The sequence below is a fragment of the Paenibacillus sp. FSL L8-0708 genome (assembly GCF_038009325.1).
Taxonomy (GTDB): domain Bacteria; phylum Bacillota; class Bacilli; order Paenibacillales; family Paenibacillaceae; genus Paenibacillus_AQ; species Paenibacillus_AQ odorifer.
The window spans coordinates 3,162,615-3,179,893 of sequence record NZ_JBBPBC010000001.1; the positions used below are offsets into that span (position 1 = coordinate 3,162,615).

Genomic DNA, 17,279 nt, shown 5'->3' on the forward strand with positions numbered 1-17,279 from the left:
TGAGTTCATGAGCGTAGCTGAAATAAATACGGTCGATATGGCTGAAGTGCTGACATACGCCTATGAATTAGGCGATATGATTAATCAATCCGCCGAGGTGTCGGATTACTTATACTGGAAAGGACGGGTTGATACGAACCCCGAAATTCAGGCCATGGTCAAACGACTTCAGACTAAGAAGGAGTTGTTTGAAGAAACACAGCGATTCGGACATTTCCACCCGAATTATCATTCAGCAAAGGATGAGGTTTCGGCAGTAGAAGCGGAACTGGAGCGGTTCGAAGAAGTTGTTCGTTTCAAGCTGGCAGAGAAGACCCTTGACGACATTCTGCATTCCATGTCGGAAGCGATTGCTTTTTCAGTATCCGATAGCATTAAAGTACCAAGTAATGATCCTTCCCCTAAAGGTGGATGCGGCAGCGGGGGAAAATGCTCCTGCGGATAAGCTTCCCTTAGGATTTAGAGAGAGAAAGGCGGTTTAGCTTATGTTTGCGGAACGGACAGGATACATCATTTGGGTAAGTGACGTTAAAGCGGCACGTAACCTTGAGAAATACGGAACATTACATTATGTTTCTCGGAAAATGCATTATGCAGTTATGTATGTAAATGCAGAACGGGCCGAGGAAGTTATGAAGAATGTCCGCAGACTCTCCTATGTGCGAAAGATTGAAAGATCTTATCGTAACGAAATTAAGACAGAGTATACTAGTAATGGACCGGACAAGTCCCGTAATTACAGTATGTGATTCCAGGAGATAAACAGGCGCTTAAACAGCGTCTGTTTTTTTTATGCTTATTTACAAAAAAACGCCATTACTCTCGACGGTAGAAACTTGTACAACTTTCGGCAATGAGGTAAGATGACAACATTAAGTGCATACTAAGACCCTTATGGTGGAGTGTGATGATGATGCGCAACAAGGGGACGGATTGGCCCAGCACTTATGAGCCCTTCCACATCATGCTGAACGATTACAGGGTCGCCGATATCGTTATAACCAATCATGCGAAGAGCCGTTATATGGACCGCATCAGCAATGGTGCAAGCAATGCCGAAGAGGTCGCTGCATGGATGTGGCAGTGCCTAATGCAGAATCGGATCAAGCCCTTTTCAAGCAGTGATTATAACGCATATTTAATTGACGATGACTCTGTAGTAATCGCTGAGTTTACGGAATTGACAGGTGAGAGAGATCTCTCAGGCCAGCCATTATATTCTATGATCATCGTTTCGTTTCTTGGGAGAATCTCGGAGATGCCACAGTTGAGAGATTTAAAGACCTATTTTTCACTGCTGCGTAATTCTCACCGCACAAAGCTGTCGAAGAAGAAACGAAGACGCAAATAGTCTATAAAGAAACGGGCAAGAGGCATGCGGCGAGTCTGCATGTCCTTTTTAAAAATATAAGTATTTATATACAGCACGATTATAATATTCTTAAGCTTTTACGAGAAACGATTGTCGTCTTTAAAGGACGTTCTTTTTGTAATATAAGGAGTTGCGAAGCATGAACTTTCATCAGCTGCATATTTTTTATACGGTCTCCGAGCGGGGAAGCTTCTCGGCGGCGGCGCAGACTTTACATATGACTCAACCAGCTGTGACCATGCAGGTACAGGCACTGGAGGATTATTTTGGCACCAAATTGTTTAACCGTTCCACCAAAAAAATCGTACTCTCCGAAGCAGGGCACACCCTGATGCCATACGCGCTGCGCAGTATTCAGCTGATGCGTGAGACGGATCAAGCGATGTCAGCATTCACACATATGCTGGAGGGACGGCTGCAGCTTGGGGCGAGTCTTACGATAGGAGAATATGTGCTGCCACGGCTGTTAGGCCCTTTCGGAAAGCAATATCCTAACATTTCAATTATGATGAAAGTGATGAATACCTCGCAAATTATGGAGGAAATCCTCAAGCATCAACTGAATTTTGGCTTAATTGAAGCCCCGGTCACACATCCGGACATGGAGATCGAGCCCGTGATGGGGGATGAGCTGAAGTTGATCGTGCCACATGATCATCCACTTACGGAGCAGCAAGAGGTTACCTTGGAGCAAGTGCTTCAGCATCCTTTTGTATTGCGTGAGCAGGGCTCAGGAACGCGGCGTGTGATGGAGGAGCAGCTGTTCTCCAAGGGACTTGATCCGGGAACTATGAAGAGCGTGATGGAGCTTGGAAGTACGGGAGCTGTGAAATCAGCGGTGGAAGCAGGTCTTGGCATAACGATCATATCGACCTCTTCGGTTAAGCATGAAGTTGCGCTGGGACTGTTGAAAATTGTGAATATCTCCGATGCCTCTTTTAAAAGACAATTCTACGCCATTCATCTAAAATCAACACTGCTGCCAATTTCTGCAGTAACCTTCCTGACTTATTTGCGTGAGCATTCGAATCAAATCTGATAGTTAAAGCGGGGGATATTACAATGTCAATTGTTCTACGTGGAGAAAAGCTAGTATTGCGCGATATTACAGAGGCTGATTTTCAGAAGCTTTATTATCACTATCATGAAGCTGAAGACCGTGAACACTTGAAATGGGATGGTCCCTATAAATCTTTGACACATCAAAGATTCGAAAAGTTTACCGAGGACTACATAGGTCATTTGGCGTTAGTTGAGACGGAAACCCCGCGTAACCTGTTGATCATAGAAATAGACGGCAAGGTAAAGGGGAAAGTAGGGCGCTACTGGATATCGCAAGAAACCAACTGGATGGAGATTGGTATAGTAATCTTTGATTCTAGTTATTGGTCAGGTGGTTACGGTACGGAAGCGTTTAAGATGTGGATAGATTATTTATTTAATTCTCTTGATACAGTCCGTCTTGGAATAGGCACCTGGTCAGGGAATAAAAGAATGATCGGGTTGGCAGCGAAATGTGGCATGGTGGAGGAAGCTCGCGTCCGTAAAGCACGAATCGTGCGAGGAGAATACTATGATGCCATAAAAATGGGGATTCTGCGGGAAGAGTGGGAGAATGCAGGTAACCTATCCGCTAAGGATGTATGCGACCTCCATACCCATACTCAAGCCTCTGACGGCATGCAGCCGCCAGCGGAGAATGTACGGCTTGCTAAGGAGAAGGGGCTAAGCGCTGTTGCCATTACGGATCATGATACAGTAGCTGGCGTGAAGGAAGCCTGTGAAGCAGGAGAGAAGTACGGAATAACCGTTGTGCCTGGTGTTGAGATCAGTACGCGTGCTGGTGGCAAAGACATTCATGTGCTGGGCTATTATGTTGATCCTGAGAATGAACAATTTCTCTCACGTTTGGAAGGGCTAAGAGATACCCGGGCACTTAGGAATGAAGCGATAATTACCAAGCTGCAAGACCTTGGGATTGCGATTACCTTGGAACAGGTTATAGCGGGGATCGGGCGGGAATTGAAGCCTGACGAAAGCATCGGCCGGCCACATATTGCCGACGAGCTGGTTCGGCTTGGGGCAGCTACCGATATGAGAGATGCCTTCAACAAGTATTTGGCCGAGGGTGCAGCAGCCTATGTGTCACCTCCCAGAATCACACCGGAGGAAGCTTGCGAGTGGATCATTGAGGCAGGAGGGTCTCCAGTATTAGCCCACCCGGGCTTGTACGGGGATGACCTTCTGGTGCGAGATATTCTGGAGCAAGGCGCTTTTAAAGGGATTGAGGTCTATCACTCTGATCATGGACCTGCGGAAGAAGAACGTTATCAAGTTATGGCTGAGGATTATAATCTGTTAATAACCGGAGGTTCTGACTTTCATGGTGCCCGTCAAGGCGTAATTTTTCACGGGGATATCGGCAGTGTTACGGTTTCTACAGAAGTACTGAAGTTTTTAAACAAGAAGGCATGAAATTAGTCGATTTGCGGAGCAAATTATAAAAACCTCCAGCCTTAGATGTTCAACATCTGCAGCTGGAGGTTTCTTTATATCTAGTAGTTAGCTTCTCAAAGTATTTGGAAGACTCTTAATTCTTTCCTCATTAGGTGTGACGAACAGTGTCTTTTGATGATCATAGATTACAAATCCCGGCTTGGAACCGCTTGGCTTACGTACATAGCGGATCAATGTACAGTCCACAGGCACACTGCTGGACTGTTTGGCTTGGCTGAAATAAGCGGCAAGCTGAGCGGCTTCTTCTAGCGTTGCATCTCCAAATTGCTCACTTCTGATGACCACGTGTGATCCGGGGATGTCCTTGGTATGCAGCCAAGTATCATTCGGAGAAGCCAGCCGATTGGTGACGTATTCGTTCTGCAAATTATTTTTGCCGACATAAATATCGATTCCTTCTGAAGAGGTGAAGACCTGTAATGTGGGTCTGGTGGCCTTTTTCTTCTTTTTACCCTTTTTGCTCCGGTCACGCAGATAACCTTGGCTTACAAGCTCGTCGCGGATCTCCTCAATGTCGTTGAGGGAAGCGTGGGCAAGTTGCTGCAGCAGACTCTCCATATACAAAATTTCCTCATGCGTCTTCAAAAGCTGTTCATTAATAACAAGCAGGCTGTTTTTATATTTGTTGTATTTTTTGAAATAACGTTGTGCATTGTCCGAAGGATTTAATAACGGATCGAGCGGAACCACCATTTCCGCCTGATTTTCATCATAATAATTGACCAAGGAGGCTTCTTTATCCCCTTTAGATACCGCGTGTAATGAAGCGAAAAGCAACTCACCCCAAATGCGGTAACGATCAGCATCCTGAGCTTCGTCGAGATCCTTCTGCAAATTAGCGAGTTTTTTAACGTTTTTGCTCCGTTCATTGCTGAGGAAACGGATCAAATCACTCACCCGTTGCTTTACAGTATCGCGCTCGGCTTTATCTCCGTAATAATCCTCCATACATTCACTGATGGAGTTGTAATGTTTCGCACTCTCACCCAGAAGTGTTAAGGGGATTGCAGAAAAAATCATTTTACCTTTTGCGTTTGCACCTGCAACAGGAGAAAACTCGTTATCGCATACGGGTCCCATTACGGAATGGAAGGCAACCCATAATTTTGTTGGAAACGCTGCTTCGGTTTCTGTAACTTCGCCTTTATCCAAGGTGTTTCTCAGACGAAGAGCAATTTCACCAGCAATCAGCGGGCTCATTCCGCTGAAAGCGTGTACCATCCAGCCCACCGGGTCAGCTGAGGGAGATGGACCGCCAGAGCCGTCAGGTTTTTGCTCTACTGCTTCTTTTGTGATCAGATTAGCAAGCTCTCCCTCAATGATTTCTTCTGGCTCAGCTTCCTCCTCAACATTCTCTATCAGCGCAGCTTCTTCAGCAGCGGAGATTAAATTGAGAAATTGCTCCTGGCCGATTTCCAAAGGGTTCAGCTTATGCTGCTGAGGCGGCTCTGTGTAGGCGATGCCGGGCATCACAATCCGATAGCTGCTAATCGATGGAGTTACATGATGAATGCCGTCTATGATCGTTCCAGAGCTGAGATCAGTAAGAATGATGTTACTGTGCCGACCCATGAGCTCTATGATGATCTTTTTGGCAAATACGTCACCAAGCTCATCTCTAGTCTTGACGTTTATGTGAATAATTCGTTCCATGCCTACCTGCGTAATGCTTTCAATGGTCCCTCCCTCACAATGCTTCCGCATAAGCATGCAGAACATGGGGGCTTCCGAAGGATTAATGCTGTTTCTTTCGGTAAAATGCACCCGAGGATACGTAGGATTAGCAGAGAGCAGCAGCTTGCCGCCGCCACCTGCGCCGCGCAGGTTAAAAATTAAATCGTGATTGTTCGGTTGATATATTTTTCCTATACGTGCACCTATGAATGATTGCAATTCGTGCACGATAGCTTTGGTAACAATGCCGTCTAATGCCATGATAAAGCTCTCCTGTCGCCGTGAAATGAATTTCTTAAATATAAGAAAGTAAAAGTTTCACACAATACTTTATGTCTTATATTTCTCGCTCAAACGCCTACCTGTCCTTATAAGGACGCCAAAGACGTTTATGCTTACCTCTCTATGATGCCATACTTTAGGACATTCGCGCAAAAGGGGAATTGGATAGGGGTGATATTATTGGACGACCTTGAATACATTTGTCATGAACAGGTGGAAAAGCTGTGCGCCGCCGGAAGTAAAGAAACGACCGGGAGGGAAAGAAAAGTCATGGAACAAAACAGTTGGCACCGTCTCGGTGCAGAAGAGCTGCAGAAAATGTTCAATGTCCAGCCAAGGACGGGCCTCAGTGATGAGGAAGCCGCGGAGAGACGAAAGGAGAACGGGTACAACGAGCTGTCGGAAGGAAAGACAGTATCTCCGTTTACCCTGCTGTTGAACCAGTTCAAGGATTTCATGGTGCTTGTGCTCATGGGTGCAACGCTTGTATCCGGGTTGCTAGGCGAATACTTGGATGCCATCACGATCATCGCGATTATCCTACTGAATGGAGCGCTTGGATTTGTTCAGGAGTTTCGCGCCGAACGTTCGCTCAGAGCTTTAAAGCAGCTCTCCGCACCTTCTGCGAAAGTGCTACGTGGAGGGAATAGCGAGATTATCCCAGCCAAGCTGTTGGTGCCAGGCGATATTGTCTTGCTGGAGAGTGGTGATCGGATTCCTGCTGATGTACGTTGGTTGGAATGCAGTGCTCTATATGTGGAAGAATCCGCACTTACTGGGGAATCATTGCCTGTCTCGAAGCATTCGGAAGCGATCCGTGCAGAAGAGATTCCGCTTGGTGATCAGAAGAATTTAGGCTTCATGGGCACTATGGTAACCAGAGGAACAGGGAGAGCTGTTGTAATCCGTACCGGTATGAATACGGAAATGGGTAAGATAGCAGATCTAATCCAGAATACGGATTCTCAGGAAACACCTTTGCAGCACCGGCTTGAGCAACTAGGGAAGATTCTGATCTACGTATCTCTGGGATTGACAATTGTAGTTGTGGCAGCAGGTATTCTGCATGGACAGCCTGCCACCTCCATGTTCTTGGCTGGTGTGAGCTTGGCAGTTGCCGCGATTCCGGAAGGGCTCCCCGCTATTGTAACTATTGCGCTTGCGCTAGGTGTGCAGCGGATGATCAAACGCAAAGCTATCGTTCGTAAATTGCCGTCAGTGGAAACGCTGGGCTGTGCCTCGGTAATCTGTTCAGACAAGACAGGAACTTTAACGCAGAATAAAATGACGGTGACCCGATTATGGACGGGTGGACGTGGTCTTGAGGTAACAGGCGAAGGGTATGCTCCAAATGGACAGGTTCTGGAGAAAGGTAAAGCAGTGGATCTAAAACATGATCAAAGCTTACGGCGGATGTTGCAGGTAGGCGCATTATGCAGCAACGCGGAAATCATCGAGACCTTCCAGTCTGAAGTGCGAGGCAAACGCAAAGGGAAGGATAAGGATGCTATTCTTGAAAAGTCTGCAGACAACACTTCCGTTTGGGAACTGAAGGGCGACCCGACTGAAGGAGCACTCGTGGCACTGTCTGGAAAGATGGGTCTGACCGCTCAGACGCTTGCCGTAACCTACACTCGTGAACAGGAATTTCCGTTTGATTCTGAACGGAAGCTGATGTCTGTGATCGTAGGCCATCCTGGAGGACGGATGGTATGTACAAAAGGTGCGCCCGATGTACTGCTCAATCGCTGCTCATACATGCTTTGGGAGGGCGGTGTTGTGCCTTGTACGCCGACTTTGCGGCAAAAGGTGCTTGATGCCAATGAGCAGATGGCTTCTGGAGCCCTTCGTGTGCTAGGTATGGCTTACCGGGATATGCGTCCAAATGAACATGTGAATAGTGAAAAGGATGCGGAGAATCAATTAGTCTTTATTGGTTTGGCTGGAATGATTGATCCGCCACGTCGTGAAGTCCGCGATGCCATCAGCGTCACACGCCGGGCCGGGATTAAGACGGTTATGATTACCGGTGACCATGGAACAACTGCCGAGGCTATTGCTCACCAGCTGGGAATTCTGCAGCGTGGGGGAACGGTGCTGACAGGTGCTCAGTTAACCCGGATGGATGATGATGAGCTGGATAAGGTATCGGACAATGTGTATGTATTCGCCCGCGTATCTCCAGAGCATAAGCTTCGGATCGTTAAATCGCTACAACGTCATGGTCACGTAGTGGCTATGACCGGAGATGGAGTGAATGACGCTCCAGCCATTAAGGCTGCGGATATCGGAATAGCCATGGGTATCACAGGCACAGATGTGACCAAAGAAGCATCATCACTTGTTCTCGGAGATGATAACTTCTCTACGATCGTTGCAGCCATCGAAGAAGGCAGAAACATCTATGAGAATATTCGTAAATTCATTCGTTATTTGTTGGCATCCAATGTAGGAGAAATTCTGACAATGTTCTTTGCCATGATGCTCGCTCTGCCATTGCCACTCGTTCCCATTCAAATCCTTTGGGTCAATCTGGTGACAGACGGACTGCCAGCGATGGCCCTTGGCGTGGATCAGCCCGAGAAGGATTTGATGGAGCATAAACCGCGTGGTGCGAAAGAGAATATTTTTGCCCGCCGCTTAGGCTGGAAAATTATAAGCCGTGGACTCTTAATTGGCTTATGTACGCTAGGAGCATTTTGGCTAACTTTACGTATAGCACCAGAGAATCCTGCACAATTGATTCGGGCACAGTCGGTGGCTTTTGCGACACTCGTTATGGCACAGTTGATCCACGTCTTCGATTGCCGCAGCTCGCGCTCAGTGTTCCACCGCAATCCGTTCCAGAATAAGTATCTAGTGCTTGCCGTATTGTCATCAGTCTTACTGATGCTGGCCGTAATGTACGTGCCTGTGCTCCAGCCTGTCTTCAAAACAGTGCCGCTCAATTTCCGCGAATGGTGTCTGGTGTTTGTAACAGCGGGGATCCCAACCTTCTTGATGGGTGCCGGCAGTGTTTGGGGCGGCAAACGTAATCGGGGGCGCAGCGGCAGTACGATGATAAAAAGTACAAAAATTTCAGCATAAAGTCAATACTAATGCTCCATTCCTAAAGGTATACTTGTTGCAGTTAACCGCTCATATGCTTGCGAAATGCTAAATTACACAGAACCTTAAGCTTAAGCGAATGCTAACATAACATAACCTTTAGGAGTGGACTTTTAATGGAATTTACAAAAATGCACGGCCTCGGTAATGACTTCATCGTTGTTTTCGGTGAGCAAGAGCTGCCAAGTAATGCAGCGGAGCTTGCTGTAACCCTATGCAACCGGTTCTTTGGAATCGGTGCTGACGGATTGGTATATATCCTTCCTTCTGAGCGTGGCGATTTCATGATGCGTATTATGAATTCTGATGGTTCGGAGGCGGAGCAGTGCGGAAATGCTATTCGCTGTGTCTCTAAATATGTATATGACCACGGACTGGTAAGCTCAGAGCAGATTGTAATAGAAACGATTGGTGCCGGAGAACAAAAGGTTACATTAAACGTGAAAGACGGTGTTGTGGAGACTGTAACCGTAGATATGGGCGAACCTGTATTGTCCGGTCTGCAAATTCCAGTATCTATTGATGCAGAGCCAGTGCTCTCTCAGCCGATTGGAGCGGACGGAACCGAATTTACGTTCACAGCGGTATCCATGGGAAATCCTCATTGCGTGATTTACGTAGAAGATGCAGTGAATTTTGATCTTGCCACATGGGGACCTAAGCTTGAGGTACATCCTTTGTTCCCGAGAAAGGTGAACGTTGAATTCGCAACGGTGCTTGATCGGGGTAGAGTGGATATGCGCGTATGGGAACGTGGAGCAGGACCTACGCTTGCCTGTGGCACAGGAGCTTGTGCAACCCTTGTCTCCTCTGTGCTGAACGATCTTACAGACCGGGCAGCTTGGATTAGTCTAAAGGGCGGCGATCTCTATATTGAATGGAATGAAGAGGATAATCATGTGTATATGACTGGGCCTGCTGAGGTCGTATTCACGGGCAGTGTAGCAATATAAAAAAATAACAAAAAGGGCAGTCCAAGAGCGCATTCTTGGACTGCCTTTTTTGTGTTTCTAACCTGATGTGACTTTAAGCAGCCGAATAATGGAAGGAGTAACCGAGAATAATACTACAATGTTTATGAAAAAAGGAGGGGAGCTTGTTGAACATCAACGGGTTAACTAAAAGAAATAAATCCGGTAAGGGACAGCAAGCAGACCCGGCGGGTTCAGGTTCTGGAGCCAGATTAACCATTCATCTGGAGCAGACACTAAACAATATCATTACCGAGCTGGGAGATAGTCCGGATCTTAGAATCCGCCAGGTAAAGCTTGGTGAGCAATCCTTTGTTGAGGCTGCTGCGGTACATCTTAATGGTCTAGCTAAGACAGAAACCGTTAATCAATTTGTAATGGGTTCATTGCTCTCTATTACGGATGAGATGCTCAAGGAAAGTAATACTGCAGCAAATAATCTGAATGACCTCATCTTAAACCGTGCCCTGGAAATAGGTGAAGCGCAGCTGCAGGAGGATTGGAACGAGGTGCTGCTCGGAATTCTTTCTGGGAAGACACTGATTCTCATTGAAGGTTATGACAGTGGCATCATGTGTGAGACTGAAGGAGGGGAAGCTCGTTCTGTCACTGAACCCTCGACTCAGCTAGTTGTGCGTGGTCCAAAGGATAGCTTTGTTGAATCTTTGGCTACGAATGTCTCATTAATACGCAGAAGAATAAGATCACCCAAACTAAGGCTCGAGCATGTGAAGATCGGGTCGGTAACTCAGACCGATGTGGCTTTAATGTACATCAAGGATACTGCGGACGAGAAGCTGGTTGAAGAAGCTAGAAAACGGCTGCAACAGATTAATGTAGATGCCATCATGGAATCCGGTTATATCGAAGAGCTGATTCAGGATAAGACCTTTACCCCTTTTCCAACGATCAATAACAGCGAGCGGCCAGACGTGGCTGCAACGAATCTGTTAGAAGGGAGGGTAGTGATTGTCGTTGATGGCACCCCTTTTGTATTGATTTTGCCTGCGGTTTTCACTCTTTTTTTTCAGTCAGCTTCGGATTATGCGCAAAGGTTCGATATTGCTATTCTGATGCGAATTATTCGGTATATCAGTTTTATCGTGCTTATTCTAGGGCCTTCCGTGTATATAGCTTTAACGACGTTTCATTATGAGATGATCCCTACGACTTTGCTGATCAACCTGTTATCGCAACGAGAAAATGTGCCTTTCCCCGCTTTTGTCGAAGCTATTCTAATGGAAGGTGCGTTTGAGATCATCCGGGAAGCGGGAGTAAGAATGCCGCGTGCAGTTGGGCAGACCGTATCTGTAGTAGGTGCTCTGATTCTTGGTCAGGCCGTGGTAGAGGCTGGAATTATTACGCCCGTTATGGTGATTGTGGTCGCGTTGACCGGGATTGCGAGCTTTGCCATTCCAGCGTATAACATGGCGATTGCGGGCAGAATTATCCGCTTTGGTTTTTTGATATTGGCCGGTATGTTTGGTTTTTACGGGATTACATTGGGTTTAATCGTACTGGTTGCACATATGAACAGTCTGCGGACTTTTGGCGTTCCTTATTTGTCTCCAATCGTGCCTTTGTCATCTAGAGGTCAGAAGGATGCCGTCTTAAGGTTGCCTTTGTGGGCGCTTGGCACAGCAGAACCAGCTCCTGCTACTGCGCAGCAAGGGAACATTTCAGAAGGGAAGGAGATCACAACCGGACATGAACAGAACCTATCTCCAAAAATTCTTGATAAGACTAAAGGGACACAGTCGCATAAGAAAGAAAAGCAAGATTCTGAGTAAATGCAATTTTTTCTTAGCAGGACTTTTACCTTGCGTATTGATCTGTCTTAGTCTCACAGGTTGCTGGGATAGTGTGGAATTAAACAGAAGAGCCATCGTTTCGGGTGTGTCCATAGATAGAGGACCTACAGAAGAAGAGAAATACGTAGTATCCTTTCAGGTTATCGTTGCTGACGAAATCTCTGGGAAGAACGCTAGAGGGACTTCACCTGTTTCGGTATATAAAGGTAGCGGCCGCTCTATGTTTGAAGCATTAGCCAATGCCTCGCGTCAGACTGCACGTTTTTTGTCTTTAGGACATATTCGGGTAGTCATCATTTCCGAGAAGTTCGCGCAAGAAGGCATCAAGGATATCATGGATGTGCTGGAAAGGGAAAGTGAAACCCGGCTGACAAGTCTGATTTTTATTTCCAAGGGACAGCCTGCTAGTGAATGTATGACGACTATGACCGTGTTCGGAAGAATTCCATCCAACGATTTGGTGGAAAAGCTGCAGACGACCTCCAAGCAATTCGGATATAACTATCGGATGGAAGTGGATGATATTATCCGGGGGATACAGGTTCCTGGTGGGGGGCCAGTGATCAATGGCGTGCTAGTGACTGGAGATTTGGAGCAGAGGGAAAGTAATGATAATTTAAAAAAAATAAGACCGGAGGCCATAATAAAAGTTACGGGTCTTGCAGCTTTTAAAGAAGACAAGCTTAAAGGGTGGCTGCAAGGGGAGGAGGCGATCGGTACCGTTCTGCTTAAGAATAAAATCTCTCAGATGCCGGTACTGGTCTCGATAGGCGAGAATGATTATATATCGTTTAATGTGTATTTATCACAGGTACATATCCACGCTGATGCGAAAGACATAGAGCATCCTATCTTCACGATTAACGTCACTCAGCAGGCTGGATTAAAAGAATCGCCCAATGGCTTGGATCTAACAGATCCAACGGTGTTAAATAATCTTTCGAAGCTTTTGGAAAAGAATATTAAAGAACAGATTCGCGCTGCCATAACAACTGCCCGTTCGTTAAAAAGTGATTATCTAGGTTTTGGTGAAGCAGCAGAAAGAGCTAATCCACGTGGCTGGAAACAAGTAAAAGATCATTGGGATCGTATATTTGGAACCTGCCAGATTAATATCAATACGGATGCTGTGATCAGGCATACGGATATGCGGAGTGATTCCTTTCAGTCCAAGTATAAGTAATGACGATAAAGGAGGAGCAGCTATGGGAAAAATAAAAATAGGATTACTCCAATTTTTCACGTTGACTTTGTTGTTTGAACTTGGAACAGCACTGGTAGTGAATCTTGGGATGGAGTCTGGTAAAGATGCGTGGATATCCATACTGCTCGGAAATTTGATCGGTTTGATTATTTTTTCGGGGTACACTTATTTATACAGAAAGTTTCCGGATCTCCCCTTAACGGCATATACCCGCAAGCTGCTGGGAAGATCCTTAGGTACGGTGATTTCCGTTCTCTACATTATCCTTTTTCTCAATTTAGCGGGTCGTGATTTACGGGATGGCAGTTCCATGCTGGTTATGGCTACTATGCACCGCACACCGTTGTTTATCATATCTACATTGATGATCTTATCTTCTGCGTATGTTTTGCATAAAGGAGTAGAGGTGTTATCCCGAACTTCATTGGTATTTGCAACTCTCGTAATGCTGATAGGTATATTTTGCTCGATCATGCTGATGTTATCGGGCTCCATTAATTTGAATCGATTGCTTCCTGTTTTTGAGAATGGGTTCCAGCCTGTGATCGAATCTGTCATTCGCCAGAACTATATGTTCCCTTTTGGTGAAATGATTTGTTTTACCATGCTAATGCCCTATCTGAACAATGTTAAAAAAGGTCCTTGGGTCATCGGAGCAGGGATATTTGTTTCAGGTTTGCTCTTAAGTCTGACCATGATGCTGAATATCTCCGTGCTGGGCACAGATATTGTGAAACGTTCACCCCTCCCTCTGATGCCCACGATTAGCAAGATTTCAATCTCTGATTTTATTCAACGTGTGGATATTCTAGTAGTTATGGTGCTGATTATCGGCGTTTTTTTCAAAATGTCAGTGTTTTTTGCGGCGGCACTTATAGGGATTTCCGAATTGTTCAAAATTCCTTACCGGAGAATGGTCTATCCCTGTGCTCTGATCATTCTGTTCAGCTCGATGTTGAACGCGCGGAGCTTTACTGAACATATTAATGAGGGCGGGAGATTGTTATATACGATTTTCCCCTTCTTTATGGTGTTGATCCCTGTAATTCTTGTCATTGTTGCGGCGATAAGAAGTCATCTTTCCCCGCCACGTTCTGGTTGATGTCCTGTTTTCCAGTAGTAGATATCGGGGATGAACAAGCAGAGCAGCAAAATAAAAGCCGTTGCTTTCTCAGAGGCGGTATAGAATAGATAATTAAGGATATAGCCGACGTTACCCAGCCCATAGCCATACAGCCAATCTAGCAAATAAATATACAATAAACAGAGAATGGCTAGCAGTAAAGTTACAGCGTATTTTCGGATCAGAAACTTTCTTGTTTTTTTCTTCAAAGTATTCTCTCCTTTATGGAAATATCAGCATTAACGTTAGTATGAAGCTTTTTATAGATGAACATGCATGGTGGATATTTTGGTCTAAATGCATTTCTTTTGGAAAGCTTATCATCCATACCGATTTATGTTACATTAGTATGAAACTAAAGTTAGAAACTAATGTGGCAGGGGAGGATCTTGTTGTGAAGCCGGATTTACGTTCCGCATGGGGAAATAAAGTATTAGTCGGAGACGGAGCGATGGGCACCTACTTATATCAGAAGGGTTTCCCGGTCGGCATTTCCTATGAAGAATTGAATTTGACCTCTCCGGGAGTAATCGAAGATGTTCACCGCAGCTATATTGAGGCAGGGGCAGTGCTGCTGGAGAGCAACACCTTCTCGGCGAACTATGACAGGCTCTCTAAATATGGTCTAGAATCTAAGGTGGAGGAAATCAATCGAGCAGGGGTTAGAATCGCTCGCCGGGCTGCTGGAGATCATGGGTATGTATTAGGAGCTGTAGGATCTATTCGCGCGGGCAAACGTGCGAATCTCTCTTCCACAGAGCTGAAAAAATATTTTACACAGCAGATTGCTGCATTGTTAGATGAGGACGTAGATGGCATTATGCTGGAAACCTTCTACGATGTTGAGGAACTGCATTTAGCTCTAAGAACGCTCCGCAAGATCAGCTCGCTTCCTGTAGTTTGCCAATTAGCTGTCGATGAAACAGCACGCACATTAGATGGATTAACTTTGCCGGAAGCTTTCCGTATCCTGGAAAGCGATGGCGCTGATGTTATCGGATTTAACTGTAACACAGGCCCGAACGGAATGAAGCGGGCGCTCAAAGCTGTACAAGGGAGCCTGGTTTTGCCAGTTTCTGTGTATCCAAATGCGGGTGTAGCGGATTATGTAGACGGAGAATACCGGTACGGGGCTTCTCCAGAATATTTTGGGCAAATGGCGCAGACTTTTGCGGAGATGGGCTGCCGGATAATCGGTGGTTGCTGTGGTACAACTCCGCAGCATATCGCAGAAATCTCGACTGCACTGAAGAATTATGTACCGCAACCGCTTCCTAAACCGTTGCCACCTACTGTGGAGCGTGTATCGCTGCAAGATAATTTTGGCGATGAAGATAGAGAGGGTAGAGAGCCGAACCTGGTTGATCTGGTAAAGGAACGACATACGGTTATTGTTGAGCTTGATCCACCTCGTGAATTGGATATCGCAAAGTTTATGCAGGGTGCAGAAGCGCTAAGAAGAGCAGGCGCGGATGCGTTGACACTCGCCGACAATTCTCTGGCTGTTACACGGATGAGCAATATGGCGTTGGGGCATTTGGTGCTCGCTAAAACCGGACTTCGTCCGCTAGTGCATATTGCTTGCCGGGATCGTAATTTGATTGGTACTCAATCCCATTTGATGGGTTTTGATGCGCTTGGAATTGATCATGTGCTGGCCGTAACAGGTGATCCTGCGAAATTTGGAGATCTTCCCGGCTCAAGCTCGGTTTATGATTTAACTTCTTTTGAGATAATTAGAATGATCAAGCAGCTGAATGACGGGATTTCCTTCTCAGGTAAACCTTTGAAACAGAAAGCGAATTTTGTAATCGGAGCTGCGTTTAACCCGAATGTTAAACATTTGGATAAGGCAGTGCAACGTCTGGAGAAGAAAATCGCCTCTGGTGCCGACTATATTATGACTCAGCCTGTCTATGATCAGGAACTTATCGTGAAGATAGCTGAGGCAACAGCACATCTGGAAATCCCTGTATTCATTGGGGTTATGCCACTGGCAAGCGGTCGAAATGCAGAGTTTCTACATAATGAGGTTCCCGGTATTCAGCTTACGGACGATGTCCGCAACCGCATGAAGGGACTTGAAGGGGAAGCTGGAAGAGCAGAAGGTGTCGCTATCGCTAAGGAACTGTTAGATGTTGCTACTGCCCATTTTAATGGGATCTATCTGATGACTCCGTTCATGTTCTACGATATGAGCGCACAGCTAATGGAGTATGTGTGGGAGAAATCAGGACGCAAATTGTCCCCCTTGTTTCGCTAGTAATAATCAATTACAATAGTGTAATGGATGTGATTCCGTTGTCATTTAGCATGACCGGATACGGTCAATCGTCCCTGCAATTCGGCGGCTACAAGATTATGTTCGAAGTGAAATCGGTGAATCACCGGTACTGCGAAGTTGTACTGCGGATGCCCCGGGATTGGACGGGTTATGAGGATGTGTTGAGAAGAAAGGTTCAACAGCACATCAAACGGGGAAGAATAGATGTTACCATCAATAGAGAGCACGATGAGTCGACTGTTAGACCGGTTCTGAATCACTCTGCTGTAATGACCTATCTAAAGGCAGCAGAGCAGCTTAAGAATGAATATGGTTTGAGTGGTGAGTTGACTTTACGTGATATACTTTCTATACCCGGTATTATGGACAGCAAAGACGAGGCTGCGGGTGCCGTGTCTGCGACATTAGAAGACTACTCCGAAGTATTGGAGGCGGGACTTGAGCAGTGTTTGCAGTCTCTGCTGGAGATGCGCGCCCGTGAAGGCAGTTATCTAGCCGCAGATATTGAACAGCGCCTGAACCATCTTGAGAACATGCATGCTGAAATGGTTGAACTTGCACCTGTCGTAATCATTGAATATCGAGAGAAACTTCGACATCGATTAAATGAACTAAATGATGGGACGTTCGCTTTTGATGAGCATAAATTTGGGATGGAGATCGCTATTTTTGCAGATCGCTGTAATATTGATGAAGAGTTGACCCGGTTGTATAGTCATTTCGAGCAATGCAGAGCCCTCCTGAAGGGGAAAGGACCGGTAGGACGCAAACTGGATTTTCTCATTCAGGAGATGAACCGTGAGACGAATACAATCGGATCGAAATGCAATCATCTAACTCTCGTGGGTCTTGTGCTAGATATGAAAGCAGAACTGGAGAAGATTCGAGAACAAGCTGCGAACATAGAGTAATCGGGAATAGGTAATAGCATAG

General features: G+C 46.0%; 14 protein-coding genes and 1 pseudogene. 13 read left to right on the plus strand and 2 right to left on the minus strand.

The window, feature by feature from the left end:
• The first annotated feature begins 7 nt into the window (after positions 1–7).
• From NYE58_RS14905 to NYE58_RS14930, 6 genes and pseudogenes are all read left to right on the plus strand, one after another.
• Positions 8–445 (plus strand): YlbF family regulator, encoded by a 438-nt coding sequence (locus tag NYE58_RS14905; protein WP_076129134.1) that lies wholly within the window; start codon positions 8–10, stop codon positions 443–445.
• 40 nt (positions 446–485) lie between these two features.
• Entirely contained in the window at positions 486–749 is a 264-nt protein-coding gene (locus NYE58_RS14910) for a YlbG family protein (RefSeq protein WP_036686170.1), read from the plus strand.
• A 164-nt stretch (positions 750–913) separates the two neighbouring features.
• Positions 914–1,351 (plus strand): hypothetical protein, encoded by a 438-nt coding sequence (locus NYE58_RS14915; RefSeq protein WP_076129159.1) that lies wholly within the window; start codon positions 914–916, stop codon positions 1,349–1,351.
• A gap of 160 nt (positions 1,352–1,511) precedes the next feature.
• A complete protein-coding gene (locus tag NYE58_RS14920) occupies positions 1,512–2,411 on the plus strand; it encodes a selenium metabolism-associated LysR family transcriptional regulator (protein WP_341002217.1) in 900 nt (299 codons plus the stop codon).
• Positions 2,412–2,434: 23 nt separating this feature from the next.
• Positions 2,435–2,887 (plus strand): annotated as a pseudogene (locus NYE58_RS14925) (GNAT family N-acetyltransferase); the annotation flags it as partial.
• Between the two features lie 72 nt (positions 2,888–2,959).
• Complete coding sequence (locus tag NYE58_RS14930) at positions 2,960–3,847, plus strand: PHP domain-containing protein (RefSeq protein ID WP_076129160.1); 888 nt, start codon at positions 2,960–2,962, stop codon at positions 3,845–3,847.
• 87 nt (positions 3,848–3,934) lie between these two features.
• Here NYE58_RS14930 and NYE58_RS14935 read toward each other — a convergent pair whose 3' ends face one another.
• A complete protein-coding gene (locus tag NYE58_RS14935) occupies positions 3,935–5,824 on the minus strand; it encodes an Rqc2 family fibronectin-binding protein (protein WP_076275861.1) in 1,890 nt (629 codons plus the stop codon).
• A gap of 291 nt (positions 5,825–6,115) precedes the next feature.
• Here NYE58_RS14935 and NYE58_RS14940 point away from each other — a divergent pair, with 291 nt between their 5' ends.
• From NYE58_RS14940 to NYE58_RS14960, 5 genes are all read left to right on the plus strand, one after another.
• Positions 6,116–8,932 (plus strand): calcium-translocating P-type ATPase, SERCA-type, encoded by a 2,817-nt coding sequence (locus NYE58_RS14940; protein ID WP_076189874.1) that lies wholly within the window; start codon positions 6,116–6,118, stop codon positions 8,930–8,932.
• A 137-nt stretch (positions 8,933–9,069) separates the two neighbouring features.
• Complete coding sequence (dapF, locus tag NYE58_RS14945) at positions 9,070–9,906, plus strand: diaminopimelate epimerase (protein ID WP_076219510.1); 837 nt, start codon at positions 9,070–9,072, stop codon at positions 9,904–9,906.
• A 146-nt stretch (positions 9,907–10,052) separates the two neighbouring features.
• Positions 10,053–11,714 carry a spore germination protein gene (locus NYE58_RS14950; RefSeq protein WP_076275859.1) on the plus strand — a complete coding sequence of 554 codons (1,662 nt, stop codon included), beginning with the start codon at positions 10,053–10,055 and terminating at the stop codon, positions 11,712–11,714.
• Positions 11,632–12,918, plus strand: coding sequence for a Ger(x)C family spore germination protein (locus NYE58_RS14955; RefSeq protein ID WP_341002219.1), 1,287 nt, complete (start codon positions 11,632–11,634; stop codon positions 12,916–12,918). The genes NYE58_RS14950 and NYE58_RS14955 overlap by 83 nt, the downstream gene beginning before the upstream one ends.
• A gap of 22 nt (positions 12,919–12,940) precedes the next feature.
• Complete coding sequence (locus NYE58_RS14960; protein WP_076129140.1) at positions 12,941–14,041, plus strand: GerAB/ArcD/ProY family transporter; 1,101 nt, start codon at positions 12,941–12,943, stop codon at positions 14,039–14,041.
• On the opposite strand, the gene NYE58_RS14965 is transcribed toward NYE58_RS14960, so the two are convergent.
• A complete protein-coding gene (locus NYE58_RS14965) occupies positions 14,014–14,271 on the minus strand; it encodes a hypothetical protein (protein WP_076275858.1) in 258 nt (85 codons plus the stop codon). The genes NYE58_RS14960 and NYE58_RS14965 overlap by 28 nt on opposite strands.
• A gap of 185 nt (positions 14,272–14,456) precedes the next feature.
• On the opposite strand from NYE58_RS14965, the gene NYE58_RS14970 reads away from it, so the two are divergent.
• Both NYE58_RS14970 and NYE58_RS14975 read left to right on the plus strand, forming a co-directional pair.
• Positions 14,457–16,325, plus strand: a complete 1,869-nt coding sequence (locus NYE58_RS14970) for a bifunctional homocysteine S-methyltransferase/methylenetetrahydrofolate reductase (RefSeq protein WP_076217707.1) — start codon at positions 14,457–14,459, stop codon at positions 16,323–16,325.
• Between the two features lie 38 nt (positions 16,326–16,363).
• Complete coding sequence (locus tag NYE58_RS14975) at positions 16,364–17,257, plus strand: YicC/YloC family endoribonuclease (RefSeq protein ID WP_076217708.1); 894 nt, start codon at positions 16,364–16,366, stop codon at positions 17,255–17,257.
• Positions 17,258–17,279: the final 22 nt, after the last annotated feature.

Excerpts from the sequence above, each read along its gene's own strand:
- NYE58_RS14935 (WP_076275861.1), bottom strand. The coding sequence starts at position 5,824 with ATGGCATTAGACGGCATTGTTACCAAAGCTATCGTGCACGAATTGCAA.
- NYE58_RS14940 (WP_076189874.1), top strand. The coding sequence starts at position 6,116 with ATGGAACAAAACAGTTGGCACCGTCTCGGTGCAGAAGAGCTGCAGAAA.
- NYE58_RS14920 (WP_341002217.1), top strand. The coding sequence starts at position 1,512 with ATGAACTTTCATCAGCTGCATATTTTTTATACGGTCTCCGAGCGGGGA.
- NYE58_RS14955 (WP_341002219.1), top strand. The coding sequence starts at position 11,632 with ATGAACAGAACCTATCTCCAAAAATTCTTGATAAGACTAAAGGGACAC.
- NYE58_RS14910 (WP_036686170.1), top strand. The coding sequence starts at position 486 with ATGTTTGCGGAACGGACAGGATACATCATTTGGGTAAGTGACGTTAAA.
- NYE58_RS14905 (WP_076129134.1), top strand. The coding sequence starts at position 8 with ATGAGCGTAGCTGAAATAAATACGGTCGATATGGCTGAAGTGCTGACA.
- NYE58_RS14930 (WP_076129160.1), top strand. The coding sequence starts at position 2,960 with ATGGGGATTCTGCGGGAAGAGTGGGAGAATGCAGGTAACCTATCCGCT.
- NYE58_RS14915 (WP_076129159.1), top strand. The coding sequence starts at position 914 with ATGCGCAACAAGGGGACGGATTGGCCCAGCACTTATGAGCCCTTCCAC.
- NYE58_RS14960 (WP_076129140.1), top strand. The coding sequence starts at position 12,941 with ATGGGAAAAATAAAAATAGGATTACTCCAATTTTTCACGTTGACTTTG.
- dapF (WP_076219510.1), top strand. The coding sequence starts at position 9,070 with ATGGAATTTACAAAAATGCACGGCCTCGGTAATGACTTCATCGTTGTT.